13 protein-coding genes are annotated in these 13486 nt (G+C 72.8%); 2 read left to right on the forward strand and 11 right to left on the reverse strand.

Annotation, left to right across the window (positions count from 1 at the left end; all coding sequences use genetic code 11):
* The 11 genes from ACFQVD_RS24360 to iscB form a co-directional block, all read right to left on the reverse strand.
* The gene (locus ACFQVD_RS24360; RefSeq protein WP_343982734.1) at nt 1–408 is read right to left on the reverse strand and encodes a pilus assembly protein TadG-related protein; all 408 of its coding nucleotides are present in this window, start codon (nt 406–408) and stop codon (nt 1–3) included.
* A gap of 107 nt (nt 409–515) precedes the next feature.
* Nucleotides 516–929: a TadE/TadG family type IV pilus assembly protein gene (locus ACFQVD_RS24365; RefSeq protein WP_343982737.1), complete on the reverse strand. Its 414-nt coding sequence runs from the start codon at nt 927–929 to the stop codon at nt 516–518.
* Nucleotides 911–1300, reverse strand: coding sequence for a TadE/TadG family type IV pilus assembly protein (locus ACFQVD_RS24370; RefSeq protein WP_343982740.1), 390 nt, complete (start codon nt 1298–1300; stop codon nt 911–913). Before ACFQVD_RS24370 ends, ACFQVD_RS24365 begins: the two co-directional genes overlap by 19 nt.
* Nucleotides 1297–1455: a hypothetical protein gene (locus ACFQVD_RS24375; RefSeq protein ID WP_364147213.1), complete on the reverse strand. Its 159-nt coding sequence runs from the start codon at nt 1453–1455 to the stop codon at nt 1297–1299. The genes ACFQVD_RS24370 and ACFQVD_RS24375 overlap by 4 nt, the downstream gene beginning before the upstream one ends.
* The gene (locus ACFQVD_RS24380) at nt 1452–1700 is read right to left on the reverse strand and encodes a Flp family type IVb pilin (protein ID WP_343973896.1); all 249 of its coding nucleotides are present in this window, start codon (nt 1698–1700) and stop codon (nt 1452–1454) included. The genes ACFQVD_RS24375 and ACFQVD_RS24380 overlap by 4 nt, the downstream gene beginning before the upstream one ends.
* Before the next feature lie 2 nt (nt 1701–1702).
* On the reverse strand, nt 1703–2638 hold the full coding sequence (locus ACFQVD_RS24385) for a type II secretion system F family protein (protein ID WP_343973893.1): 936 nt from the start codon (nt 2636–2638) through the stop codon (nt 1703–1705).
* Nucleotides 2631–3518: a type II secretion system F family protein gene (locus ACFQVD_RS24390; protein ID WP_030907642.1), complete on the reverse strand. Its 888-nt coding sequence runs from the start codon at nt 3516–3518 to the stop codon at nt 2631–2633. The genes ACFQVD_RS24385 and ACFQVD_RS24390 overlap by 8 nt, the downstream gene beginning before the upstream one ends.
* Nucleotides 3515–4816 carry a CpaF family protein gene (locus ACFQVD_RS24395; RefSeq protein WP_343973886.1) on the reverse strand — a complete coding sequence of 434 codons (1302 nt, stop codon included), beginning with the start codon at nt 4814–4816 and terminating at the stop codon, nt 3515–3517. Before ACFQVD_RS24395 ends, ACFQVD_RS24390 begins: the two co-directional genes overlap by 4 nt.
* Nucleotides 4813–5643: a hypothetical protein gene (locus ACFQVD_RS24400; RefSeq protein WP_386272120.1), complete on the reverse strand. Its 831-nt coding sequence runs from the start codon at nt 5641–5643 to the stop codon at nt 4813–4815. Before ACFQVD_RS24400 ends, ACFQVD_RS24395 begins: the two co-directional genes overlap by 4 nt.
* On the reverse strand, nt 5606–6280 hold the full coding sequence (locus tag ACFQVD_RS24405) for a hypothetical protein (RefSeq protein WP_343973880.1): 675 nt from the start codon (nt 6278–6280) through the stop codon (nt 5606–5608). The genes ACFQVD_RS24400 and ACFQVD_RS24405 overlap by 38 nt, the downstream gene beginning before the upstream one ends.
* An 87-nt stretch (nt 6281–6367) precedes the next feature.
* Nucleotides 6368–7675 carry an RNA-guided endonuclease IscB gene (iscB, locus tag ACFQVD_RS24410; protein ID WP_343973876.1) on the reverse strand — a complete coding sequence of 436 codons (1308 nt, stop codon included), beginning with the start codon at nt 7673–7675 and terminating at the stop codon, nt 6368–6370.
* Between the two features lie 813 nt (nt 7676–8488).
* On the opposite strand from iscB, the gene ACFQVD_RS24415 reads away from it, so the two are divergent.
* Nucleotides 8489–8713 (forward strand): hypothetical protein, encoded by a 225-nt coding sequence (locus ACFQVD_RS24415; RefSeq protein ID WP_343973873.1) that lies wholly within the window; start codon nt 8489–8491, stop codon nt 8711–8713.
* A gap of 157 nt (nt 8714–8870) precedes the next feature.
* Nucleotides 8871–13442: an FtsK/SpoIIIE domain-containing protein gene (locus tag ACFQVD_RS24420; protein WP_386272123.1), complete on the forward strand. Its 4572-nt coding sequence runs from the start codon at nt 8871–8873 to the stop codon at nt 13440–13442.
* Nucleotides 13443–13486 lie beyond the last annotated feature (44 nt).

The following is a 13486-nucleotide window of genomic DNA, read 5'->3' on the forward strand; positions in this document are numbered from 1 at the left end:
TCACGGCAATTGGTCTGCCCCGATGTCCGGCCCCGCCGCGGCCAGGGCCTCCATGTCCGAGCCGGGGAAGCCGAACGCGGCCAGGAAGAACGCCTTCCAGCCGACGGAGACGTTCACGGTGACCTCGGCCTGGGCGCCACCGAGCGCGCACCGGGTGAGCCGGACGTCGCCGGCGCCGTGCGCGGAGACGATCTCCTCGGCCTTCGCGCAGACCTCCCCCTCTCCCAGCAGCCGGGCCTGGCCGGTGGCGCGCAGGTGCTCGACGTCGATCTGGTCCGCGGCGGCCCTGGCGGCCTGCTCGGCGATGTCGGCGGCCCGCAGCCGGGCGTTGATGGCGGCCCCGCCGTCCACGAGCAGCCCGGCCAGCAGGAACACCACCACCGAGAAGATCACCGTGAAGATCGACATCGATCCCCGCTCACCGTGGCGTCCCCCACCGCCACCCGAACGCGCCGACCGCGCCGAACGCCCGAGGTGCCCGGGGCCCCGGCGTGCCGGGGACGGGCCCGTGAGTCTCACTCCACCCTCCGGAACTGTTCCAGCGGGACCACCGAGTCGCCCCTCATCTCCTTGGCGGCGCCGAAGCCGAGGAACTCCAGATCCAGGGAGCAGGTCACCTGGGCGTGGACCCGGCCGCCCTCCTTCCAGTCCGTGCCGGCCAGGCTGACCTCGGGCTCGCACTCGCCGGACAGCGCGGCACGGGCCACCTCGGCCGCGGCGTCCTCGGCATCGGCCAACGTGCGCTCGACGGAGGCGGCCCTGGCCGCGTCCCTGGCGGCGCCGTTGACCTCGCCCTGGGCCTCCACCACCCTTCCCGCGCCGACCAGGAACAGCAGGAAGAGCAGGAAGACCGGGGCCAGCAGCACCGTCTCGGCGCTGAGCGACCCTCGATCGTTCCCCATCGCGGGGATCAGTCGGCTAACTGGCATCCTTCGCTTCCGTCGTCGGGCCGGAAACACTCGACGGGACCGCCGAAGCGCGCGGTGACCGTGAACGTGGTGGAGGGCAGCAGCGGGACGACCTGGACCGCCGAGGCGGTCACCTCGACACCCCGCTGGTCGCCCTCCGCCCAGGCGGTGACCGTGGCGCCCTCCAGGAGCTTCGGGCCGACGGTCCGGATCACCTCCTGGGCGCGGGACTCGGCGTCCTGCTGCCAGGACTCGGTGTCGACCCGGGCCAGCCGCGCCCCCTCCCTGGCCGCGGCGTCGGCGATCTGGCGTCCGTGGAACCAGAGGGCGGACTGCACGATGAGCAGGATGACGACCAGCACCACCGGCATGATGATCGCCAACTCGATCACGGTGGCGCCGCGCTCACCGCCCCGGCCACCGGCCCGGCCTCGTCGGCGCGCGGCCGGACGCGCACCGTGCCCCGTGGCGCCGCGTTCGTCACCCCGGCCGCCGTCCCGGCCTGGCCTGGCCCCCCCGCTCCCGGGGCGGCCCCGCTCACGGTCACGGGTCTCCAAGGTCGCCGCCCCCGCCCCCGCCGCCTCCGCCGCCGAACTGACTGGAGATCTCCGCCTGCTTCCCCTCGACGAGGGTCTTGATGAGCGTGGCGAGGCCGAGCGCCACCCCGGCGATGATGGCCGTGATGATGACCCATTCGACGGCGGAGGCCCCCCTGGTGGGGGCGTTGCGCGCCCTTTCGATCCGGACGCTCAGAACGGCGGTCGCGTAAGTGATCCACGGATGGCTCAGCATGGTCAGGACCCCAACATCTTCATAGCGGCCGGAAAACTTAGAAAGATCACGAAACCCGCGCAGAGCAGCAGCTGGGCGACGAGCATCGACTGGGAACGCTCGCCCGCCTGCCCCTCGATCTCGGCCAGCTCGCGGCGGCGCATGGTCGCGGCACGGGCGGTGAGGGACGAGCGGACCTTGGCGCCGTCGTCGGCGACCAGGCCGAGCGCCGCGGACAGGTCGCGCAGCTCGTCCACGTTGATCTCGTCACCGAGCTGGCCGAGGGCCTGCCAGGGGGTGATGCCGACGATCCTGGCGTTGCCGAGCGCCTCGCGGATGCGGGACATCGCCCAGTTGGCGCCTTCCTCGTCGGGGCCGGGGCTGCCCACCGAGACCGCCATCATCAGCGCCTCGGGCACCCCGCGCCCGCCCGCCAGGTTCATCGCGACGAGGTCCAGGAAGGAGCCGACGACGTGCCGGAAGTCGCGGCGCATCCGCGCGGCGTCCCGCTTGACCTGCAGGTCCGGCAGGACGAAGAAGACCCCGGCGACCACGAGCGCCGCCCAGAGCGGGACGGTGAGGGAGACGCCCCAGTCCATCAGTACCAGCCAGCCGACCAGCAGCGGGAAGGCCAGCAGCCCGGAGACCGCCAGCAGCACCTTGGTGGCCAGGAAACCCTCGAACGACCTGCCGAGCAGCGCCAGGTCGGCCCTGGCGGAGCGCGCCTCCCAGCCCCTGGCCGCGTAGAAGCGGGCCATCCGCTCCCCCAGGCCGCGCCGCAGGACGCTGACCTCCTCGTCGGGCAGGATGAGCCGGGCGCGAGGCGCGTCGGTGCCCTCGCGGGCCGCGTCGAGCGCCAGCAGCCGCGTCACCAGTCCCGGGCGGGCCGGGAACAGCGCCCGGAACAACAGGAACAGGCCCATCCCGAGCACGGAGCCCGCCAGCAGTGCCTCAGTCATCGGACACCTCCCCCCCGGAGGGCAGGCCCAGCAGGCGGGCGGGCTTGTCGAAGCGGGCCAGGCGGCGCATCCAGGCGAACCCCGCGCCGAACAGCCCGGCGACCACCACGAGCACGGCCTGGCCGAGCGCGTTGTCGTACTCCTCGACGTAGGAGGGGTTGAACACCACGAGCATGACGGCGAAGGCGATGGCCGTGCCGACCACGATCTGCACGCTCCGCCGGGTGGAGCGGCGCTCGGCCTCGACCCGGCGGCGCATGTCGAGCTCCTCGCGGGCGGAGACGGCCAGCGCGCCGAGCACGTCGCGCAGGCCGGGGCCGCGCAGCTTGGAGTTGAGGATGAGGGCGGCCACGACCAGGTCGGCGGAGGGGTCGTCGAGCTCGTCGGCGAAGCGCCGCAGCGCGTCGGGCAGCGCCATCCTGGTGTGCAGGCGGTCGACCATCGACCGCAGGTGCGGGCGGAGCGTGGGGGCCGCCGCCCGGATCGAGGACGGGATCGCCTGCTCCAGCCCGGCCGCTCCGGCGATGGTGTCGCGGAGCGACTCGGTCCAGGCGGCCAGGGCCTCCAGCCTGCGCATCGCGGTCCGCTCCTCGGCGGCTCCGCCGGACAGGCCCCGCCAGGCCAGGGCGAGGAGCACGGCTCCGACCGCCATGACCGGCCACCCGGTCACCACCAGCACGACCACCCCGACGATGGCCCCCACCGCGGTACGGGTGGACAGGGCGCGGACGAACTCGCGCCTGCCCGCCTTCCTGCCGGGGGACGACGGGCGGGGGCGCACCCCGTACAGCGCGACGACGAGCAGGAACAGCCCCGCGCCGATCGCGATGCCGGCCAGCATCACCAGCGGGTCGAACAGGCCCGGAGGCAGGGAGGTCATGTCCAGCCTCCCGGGTCGTAGCCGAAGTGGGCGAGCTCCTCCAGGCAGGACAGCGGCGCGTGCGGCACGACCCGGCCGTCGGGCGCCATGGCGAACACCTCCGAGGAGAGCACCCTGCCGTCCACCCCGGCCACCTCGCGCACGCTCGACACGAAGCGCCGCAGCCTGCCTCCCACCGCGTAGTCGTTGCGCTTCTCGATGAACACCACGAAGTCGATCGCGCCCGCGATGAGCATGTGGGTGGCCTCGATCGGCAGACGCTCGGTGGCCTGGAGCGCGTAGGTCGCGATGCGGTTGAAGACCTCCATCGAGGAGTTGGCGTGAATCGTCGACAGCGAGCCGTCGTTGCCCTGGGTCATCGCGTTGAGCATGGTGACGATCTCGTCGCCGAGGACCTCTCCGACGATCACCCTGGACGGGTTCATCCGCAGGGAGCGGCGGACCAGTTCCGCCATGGTGATCTCGCCCTGGCCCTCGGAGTTGGGCAGCCTCTGCTCGAAGGCGACCACGTTGGGGTGGAGTTCCGGGAATTGGTCGAGGCCGAGTTCGAGGGCGCGCTCGACGGTGATGAGCCGCTCGGAAGGCGGGATCTCGTTGGCCAGGGCGCGCAGCAGTGTCGTTTTCCCGGCGTTGGTCGAACCCGAGATCATGATGTTCTTCCTGGCCGCCACAGCCGCCGCCAGGAACCGCCCCAGCTCCGGGGTGAGGCTGCCGTTTCCCACCAGGTCGCTGAGGAAGACCTTGCCCAGCCGGGAGCGGCGGATGGAGATGGACGGGCGGACCGTCACGTCCATCACGGCCGAGAGCCGGGAGCCGTCGGGAAGGCGCAGGTCGAGCTGGGGGTTGGCGGTGTCGAACGGCCTGCTGGACAGGCCGCTGTAGGCGGCGAGGATCTGGATCAGCTCGACCAGTTCCTCGTCGGACTCGGCCACCGGCTCACGCATGATCTCCTGGCCGTCGGCGTAGCCGACGAACACCCGGTCGCAGCCGTTGATGTCGATGTTCTCGACCTCGGGGTCGTCCAGCAGGGGTTGGAGGCGGCCGACGCCGAACAGGGCCGCGTGGATCCCCGCGGCCAGCGCCTCCTCCTCCTCGGCGGTGGGCGGGGTCCTGCCGACACCGATCTCGCCGCGGGCGAACTCCTCCAGGATCTGGGCGATCAGCGCGCGGGCGAACTGGCGCTCGTCCTCACCGGTCATCGGCTGCAGGCCGCTGGCCTGGTCCAGGCGGCGCTGGTGGGCCAGCCTGTCTCCGACGTCCTGCCGGAAGCGCTTGACCAGCGTGTGGTCGATGGTCACGGCCTGGCTCCGCTCGACGGCTCGACGGGCATGCCCATCACCGGCTCGGGAGCGCTGACCTGTGCGGCGAGGCGGCCGCCCAGCTCCCGGGCGGTGCGGATCAGCAGGGAGCGGTCCAGGCGCCCGCCCCACTGGCCGCGCAGCAGCTCCGCGCCCTTGGGGTCGTGCGCGAGCCCGCTCACGAAGGCGAGGTTCCTGCCGGTGCCCACGACGATCCGGCGGACCTCCTCGATCGTCGTGCGGTACTGCCGGGGGTCGGCGATCACGACCACGCCCACCTGCGGCTCGCGAGGCATGATCTGCAGGCGTTCCCGCAGGTGGGCGACGTGGTCCAGGCTCGCCCTGGTGAACAGCACCACCAGCGAGGCCTCCGCGGTCAGCTCGGCCAGCTGGGGGTGGCCGCCGAGGCGTCCGCAGTCGGCCAGCACGTCGGCGCCGGGCATCGTGGCCAGTGCCCGGCCGAGCGGACCCCAGAGCCAGGTCAGCCCGGCCGCCTGCTCGCCGTGGGTCAGTCCCGCCAGTATGTCCAGACCACCGATGATCTTCTGGGTGTGCTCGTGGATCTGTTCCGGGTGCAGCCCGCGCCGGGCCGTGGCCCCCAGGGTGAGCAGGCCCCTGGCCGGGTTGAGCACGCCGCCGTCGGCCGCGGGCAGGCGGTAGGCGAGATCGCCGCCCGCCGGGTCGCACTCGGCGAGCAGCACCGGACGCGGCCAGATCGCGCCGAGCGCGGTGGCCGCCGTGGTCACCCCGGGTGCGCCCTTGTCCGCGGCCAGCACGATGAGCGCCACGTCAGCGCGCTCCCGGCAGCTCGGCGAGCGCGATCTCACCGGTGGAGGCGTACGCGACGACCTCCGGCGAGATGGAACTGTCCACGATGATGGTGACCAGGCCGTTCGCGCCGCTCCTGCCGGGCGTGCCGATCTGGTGGACCAGTGCGCTCTGCGCCAGCACCCGCCGCTCCTGGCCGGCGCCGCCGCCCCTGCTCGGCACGTAGACGACCTGGACCCGGTCTCCGCGCTCCAGGGTGCCCGGTGACTGTCCGGGTTTGAGGGCGAGACCGACCTGGGCCTTGCCGGGGCCCAGTTCCCTGCTGGCGGAGACCACCATCTCGCGGGTCAGGAGCGTTCCGGGGATGAGGGTGACGCGGGCGAAGTTCTCCGCGACGCGGGCGCGCTGGGACCAGGCCACGTAGCCGATGCCGGTGTCGGCGATCTGGACCTCCTTGAGCATCGCCTCGGTGAACTGCTGGCCCGCACCGATCTGCTGGGAGACGGCGATCGCCGAGACGCGGTCGCCGCTGCGCAACACGAGCAGGGTGGTGGCGAGGGCGCCGCCCAGGATGAGGAGGACGGCGAGGGCGGCGAGGGCTGGTTTGCGCTCGCGTGGGGGCACGGGAAGCTTGCGCGACGCCGGCCCGGACAGGGTGCCCGCCGACGACCGACGCTCGGCGTTCACGGGATTCACCGCAACCTCCCGAGGGTGCCCCGGCCTTCAGGCCGGGGAGGAATCGGGAGCGGGAGGGCTGTCAAGGCCCGAGCGTGCCCTGACCGGTCAGTCATGTCGATCGGCTTCTTTCCGGGTCGTGTAGCCGTAGCCGTCCGCGCGTTGAAGATGACGGACATGCCGGTGGTTGATCCCCGCGACGCGACCGCACCGGGCGGTGATGTCGAAGGAGCCGGAGGAGCGGACCAGGACTCGCCCGGTGTGAACTCCGGCCTTCTTGCCTGCCGGGATGTCCGCCCGGACCAGGTCGCCGGTCTGGAAGCCGCGGTGCAGCTTAGTCCGTGGCCGGACAAGACGGGGGAACCCGTAGCGGTCGGGGGTGGTGCGGGCGTAGCTGCCGCGCCCGGTCGCGGTGACCACCAGGATCGTGGACGGCCAGGTGGTCACGGTCTCCAGTTCGCCGACGTGCAACGCGTCCAACGTGTGGGACTTCGGCGCGCCGGTGCGAGAGCGGTTCCATTTGGTGCGCCCTCCGGAGGCGGTGTGAACGGGCAGGCCGGTGGCTTTCAGTGCCCGCCACAGTGCCCACCGGGTGGCGTTGACGGCGGCGGCGTCGCGCAGCGGTGCTTTCGCCTGTCGGAGGATCTTTGCCAGGAGGGCGGGCCTGCCGTTGAGGAATTCCTCGATCGGGGTGGCGTTCTTGGCCTGGTTACATGGGATGCAGGCCAGGGTGAGGTTGCCGACCCGGTCCGAGCCGCCCCGGGAGCGCGGGTGGATGTGGTCGAGATTGAGCGGTACGCCGCTCGCGCCGCAGTACGTGCATGCCCGGCCCCATTTGGCCAGCAGGTATTCGCGGACCTCGTACCCGGCCAGGGTGCCCTGCTGGTATTCCACGCCTTCCAACGGCTTGCCCGCCGACAGGGTGTGAGTGTCGAAGGAGGCCTTCTCCACGTGCACAGTGGCCACGGGCGCCCACCGGGTCAACCGCGCGACCCACGACACGGTGGTGTCCACCCGGTGTTGCAGGGACGGCGCGAGCCACCCTTTCGGTTTGGTGCGGTTGAGGAACCGGGGTGCGCGGTAGCGCAGGTTCGCGCTACGGCGTCGCCGTCGATACCGTGAGCGGGCGGCGAGCCTGTCGCGGATCAGTGCGCCCCGGTGGTCGAGCTGGATCGCGTACCGTCCACCCCGGCTTCCACCGTGGCCGGTGAACACGGCCAGGCCGGTGTGCTTGCTGCCGGGGTCGATACCGACCTGTACGCCTGCCACGGTGGAGTCGGCTACCGACCGGTCTTTGAGACGGATGACGAACGGGGTGTGACGCACCACCACCGCCCGCCCGGCCGCCAGCAGACGACGGGCACGGGCAGGGTGACACGGGTCGAGCGGATGGCCGCGGACATCCAGGACGAACACGACGGGGTGAACCTCACGGTTCGCTCCCTCAGGCGCCGAAGCGTCCTCGGGGTGACGCCGAGCAGACCGGGTGCCGGCCTGCTCGGTCTCCCCTCGCCCAGGTCGAACACCAGGTACCGCCGCGAGGCGGTGTCCGTGAGCCGTTTCGTGCCCACCCTCGGGCGTGTCTGCTCCCACGGATTCCAGAGCGGCAGGCTGAGGAAGCACCCGCCGGTGGGTCTGCGATCTTGTGTTCAACGTGGCCATCACAACGCACCTCCTTGAGCTGATGGCCAGGGCTGGTCAACGCGGGGCTTGTCAGGCGCATCGCTGCGCCTCAAGTCCCCTCCTTCGGGAGGGGGTCGTTGACTGGTCCTCATGGGTAGGGGGACTCCCAGAGTGATCATAAATATGGGGACTACTGGTTGAATTTACGCCATTATGCGCACCATGCCGACGGGCTGCCGGACAAAAACCAGAACCCATGCTCGTTTGATAGGAACACGTCTGTCAACGCCGCTTCAGAAGAAAGTGGCGGTTTCGCTAGATGACGGAACACTTATCCGGGTGATATGGACGGTAATTAACTCTTGCACCAATCGTCACAGCATTTACCTCCGTCATTACGGCGTCCCGTCACCCTTCTCCGCTCACGGGTGTGCGCCCTCCTTAACCCTGAACCTGTTCAAAATGTGGCACCCTGGAGATATGGCCACATCATCCGGGCGTGACGCCTCGGGCGGGGGACGCGTCAGGCTCCTTTTCCGCGCGGCGGCCGGGCGAATACGCCGTCGCGGGGCCGAACGCCTCACCGCCGCCCCCGCGACGGAGCGAATGACCGAGCGAATGATCGAGGGGCTGCACCGCGTGGCCGTCGGGCTGGCCGAGGTGACCTCCGAGGTCAGCGCGTACGCCGGGCTGCTGGAGGAGAAGACGGGCGAGCTTCGGGCCCGGGCCTCGGCCCGCCGTTCCGCCGGTTCTCCGAACAGGTTTTCCACAGCTCCGCACCTCGGGCAGGCCGGCGCCCACGAGGCGATAAATCACCAAATATCCCCATAAATCGGTATAAACAGCCGCTACCTACGGAGAGTTATCCACAGGCTGGGATGTTTTCCACATACCGGGTCGCGGGCCATGAGATTGCCGCGAACACCCTCTCCGACCCCGTTTTCCCTCTGTACGGTGGCCCCGGGGGCCTGACCCGAGGAGAGCGTCGATGCGGATCATGCTCACCGTGCTCAGCGAGCACGCCGACCGCGATGTCGTGGTCGAGGGCGACGAGACGACCACGGTGGCACGGCTCGCCGAGTCACTCGCGGGCCAGGGCGGCGAGCGTCCGAGCAACGTGGTGCGGCTGACGCGCAGCAAGGCCCCGTACGGGCTGGGCCGTGACGCGGCCGGGGCCGAGCCCCCGGCGCTCTGGCTGGACGGACGCCCCCTCGACCCCGACGCTCCCGCGCTCGGCCTGCTCCGCGACGGCGACCTGGTCACCCTCGACCGCTCGCTCGCCCTGGCCACCCTCGCCGAGGAGCCCGGCGGGATCGTGGAGATCCGGGTGATCGGCGGGCCCGCCGCCGGGTCGGTGCACCGCCTCAGCCTGGGCGTGCACACCATCGGCTCCGACCCCGCCTGCTCGGTGGCCGTGTCCGACCCCCGGCTGCCCGCGCTGGCCGCCGTGGTGCGGCTCACCCCGGACGCCATCACCGTGGAGCCGGGGGAGCCGGGGGAGCCGGGGAACCCCGGGGCCGGGGCCCTGCTCGACCGCGAGCGGCTGGAAGGTCCGCTGCCCTGGCCCGAGCACGCCCTGCTGAGCTGCGGCGGCAGCGTGCTGACCCTCAAGGCGGTGGAGCCGCCCGACGCGCACCTGGACGCACAGCCGGACGGCGGCCTGGCCTACAACCGGCCGCCCAGGTTCCGCCCGCCGGGCGGCGCGCGGCGTTTCGAGGTGCCGGCCGAGCCCAGGCGGGCCGAGACCATGCGGCTGCAGCTGCTGACCGCCTTCCTGCCCGCGGCGCTGGGACTCGGCATGGCCTGGGCACTGCAGACCTGGTACTTCCTGCTGTTCGCGCTGATGACACCGCTGATCATGATCGGCCAGTGGTGGAGCGACCGGCGGCACGGCCGCAAGCAGTACCGCCGGCAACTCAAGGAGTACCGGGAGCGGCTGAAGGTCTTCGAGGCGACCGTGGAGCGCGCCCGCGCCGACGACGAGACCGCCCGCCGCGCCGCCGCGCCCGACCCCGCCGAGGTGCTGCTCACCGTGACGGGCCCCCGGCGGCGGCTCTGGGAGCGGCGTGACCACGACCCCGACGCGCTGCGGCTCCGGGTCGGCCTCGCCGACCTGGCCGCCGACCTGGAGTTCACCCCCGAGCGCTCCGCGCCGGCCGACACCCCGATGCCCGCCCCGCCCACCTGCCAGGCGGTGCCGGTGGCGCTCGCCATGCGCCGCCTGGGCGTCGCCGGTCTGACCGGACCCAGGGAGACGACGGCCGGGCTGGCGCGCTGGCTGGTCGGCCAGGCCGCCGCCCTGCACAGCCCGCGCGACCTGGCGATCGTCGTGCTCTCCGCGCACGGCGACAGCGAGGAGCGGTGGAGCTGGGTACGGTGGCTGCCGCACTGCGCCCCGCGCGGCGGCCAGGACTGCGTGGCCCTGGTCGGCGCCGACCCCGAGGCCGCGGCCCGCAGGGTGAGCGAGCTGGCCGCGCTGATCGACGAGCGCCTCGGCGACGACGCCGCCGCGGGATCCTCGGCCAGGCTCGGCCGCGTACCGGCCGGCTGGGGCGACCTGGGCGGGGGCGGCGGGTCCGAACAGCCGTACGCCGCCCCCGTCTACGACGAACGCCCCTACGACGTGCTGGTGGTGCTCGACGGCGCGCAGGTGCTGCGCGCGCTGCCGGGCATGCCCCAGGTGCTGCGCCAGGGACCCCGCGCGGGTGTCTACACCCTGGCGGTGGACGGCGACCAGCGGCTGCTGCCCGAGGAGTGCGCCACCGTCGCCGCCATGGAGACCGACGGCACCGTGCGGCTGCGCGGCGGTGGCCTGGACGACCTCGGCGAGATCCTGGCCGACCAGGTGACGGCCGCCTGGTGCGACCGGCTGGCCCGCTCGCTGGCGCCGATCCGCGACGTCAGCCGCGACGACGCCGGCCTCGCCCTGCCGGGCTCCGCGCGGCTGCTCGACCTGCTGGAGCTGCCGTCGGTCTCCGGTGCGGCCCTGGCCGAGCGCTGGGGCCGGGCGACCGAGGCCGTGGTGGGGGTGGGCCCCGAGGGGCCGTTCTCGGTCGACCTGCGCAGGGACGGACCGCACGCGCTCATCGCGGGCACCACCGGCGCGGGCAAGTCGGAGCTGCTGCAGACCCTGATCTGCTCGCTGGCGGTGGCCAACAGGCCGGACGAGATGACGTTCGTGCTGATCGACTACAAGGGCGGCGCCGCGTTCAAGGAGTGCGTGCGGCTGCCGCACACGGTGGGCATGGTCAGCGACCTCGACGGCCACCTGACCCAGCGGGCCCTGGCCTCCCTGGCCGCCGAGATCCGCCGCCGTGAGCGCCTGCTGCTGGCCGTGGGAGCGAAGGACATCGAGGACTACCACGAGCTGCGCGACGCCCGCACGGCCCGTGCCTCCCGGGACCTGCTCGTCGCCGGGAGCGGCGCGCCGGTCAGGCCGCTGCGCGGGCGCGCCGAGCCTCCGGCCCCGCTGCCCCGGCTGGTGCTGGTCATCGACGAGTTCGCGGCCATGGTCAGCGAGCTGCCCGACTTCATGACCGGGCTGGTCGACATCGCCAGGCGGGGGCGCTCGCTCGGCATCCACCTCATTCTCGCCACCCAGCGCCCCGGCGGTGTGGTGACCGCCGACATCCAGGCCAACACGTCCCTGCGGATCGCGCTGCGGGTCACCGAGGCCACCGAGTCCGCCGACGTCATCGACCGCCCGGACGCCTCGTACATCCCCAAGTCCGCTCCCGGCCGGTGCTATGTGAAGTCGGGCGCGGGCGCGGCGACGGCGGTGCAGACCGCGCGGATCGGCGGACGGAGCCCCGGTGTCTCGGGCGGCGAGGCCAGGGTGCGGGTGACGGAGGTGGGCTGGCAGGCTCTGGGCCGCCCCAGGCCGGCGCGCGCGGGGGCCGAGGGAGGCCACGTCACCGACCTGTCCGTACTCGCCGACGCCCTCGTCGAGGCGGCCCGCGTCGCCGGAGTCGCGGAGCAGCCGAGCCCCTGGCTCGAACCGCTCCCCGAGCTCACGGTCGTCCCCGGCCTCTCCACACCGTCCACCGGCCTGCCCTACCGGGCGGGGGCCGAGGAGGTGCCGCCGCTGGCCTTCGGGGTCACCGACATGCCCTGGGCGCAGGACCGGCGGGCACTGGCGCTCGACCTCGCGGGCGGGGGGCACCTGCTCATCGCGGGCGCCTCGCGGAGCGGGCGGTCCACGGCGCTGCGCACGCTCGCGGGGGCGATCGCCGGCCGGACCTCCCCCGACGACGTGCACGTGCACGCGATCGACTGCGGCTCGGGGGCGCTGCTGCCCCTGATGGCGATGCCGCACTGCGGCGCCGTGGTGACGCGCGACCAGCTCGACCGGGTGGAGCGGCTGCTGGCCAGGCTCCGCGCGGAGGTGGGGCGGCGCCAGCAACTCCTCGCCGAGGCCGGGTACGCCTCGCTGGCCGAGCTGCGCGCCGGCACGGACGGCCCCCGGCTGCCGTGGCTGGTCCTGATGCTCGACCGGTGGGAGGGATTCGTCGCCGCGTTCGAGGGCTACGACTACGGGCGGCTGATCGATTCGCTGATGCAGCTGCTGCGGGAGGGACCCGCGGTCGGGCTGCGGGCCGTGGTGACCGGTGACAGGTCCGTGCTGCTCGGGCAGATCTCCACGGTCTTCGACGACCGGCTGATCCTGCGGCTGGCCGACCCGTCCGACTACGGCCTGGCCGGGTTGCCGGTCAAGGACCTGCCCACGACCCTCGCGCCGGGCCGCGCACTGTCCACCGGCGAGTACGGCACGACCGAGAGCCAGATAGCGCTGCTCTGCGACGACCCCTCGGGACCGGCGCAGGTCGCCGCGCTCCAGGCGCTGGCCCGGTCGGCGCCGGAGATCACCGCCGACCCGCCGCTGCGGGTGGACGCGCTGCCGATGCGCGTCACCGCGGCGCAGGTCCTGGATCTGGTGCCCTCCTTCCGGCCGCCGTCGCCGCTGTGGGCGCTGTTCGGCGCCGGGGGCGACTCGCTGGCCCCGCTCGGCGTCGACCTGCTGGCCCACGGCCCCGGCGCGGTCGTCGCGGGGCCGCCCAGGTCCGGCAGGTCCACGGCACTGCTGACCGCCACCCACTCCCTGCTCTCCCAGGGCACCCCCACGGTCCTGGTGACTCCCCGGCGCAGCCCGCTGTGCACGCTGGTGGACACCCCCGGCGTGCTGGCCGTGCTGGACGCGAACGGTGACCTGCACGAGGCCGTCGCGGGGCAGGACCGTTATGTCGTGATCGTCGACGACGCCGAGCTGATCTCCCCGGACTCTCCCCTGGGCACCGCGCTCGAACAGGTGCTCCGGAGCGGCAGGGACGGCGAGCACGGCATGATCATCGGTGGTACCACGGGCGACCTGACCACCGCCTACCGAGGTTTCGCGGCCGAGACCCGCAAGGGGCGCACCGGCCTGCTGCTCTCGGTCCAGAGCCCCGCCGACGGCGATCTGTTCACGGTCCGGCTGCCCCGCGGCGCGGTCGGCGGCCCCCCGGGGCGCGGCCTGCTGGTGACCCTGGGCTCGGTGACCCCCATCCAGGCGGCCGTCACATGAGAATGCCCCGGTCCTTCAAGAACCGGGGCATTTCGGCGGGCCGT

Source organism: Streptosporangium amethystogenes subsp. fukuiense (assembly GCF_042665875.1).
Lineage (GTDB): Bacteria > Actinomycetota > Actinomycetes > Streptosporangiales > Streptosporangiaceae > Streptosporangium > Streptosporangium fukuiense.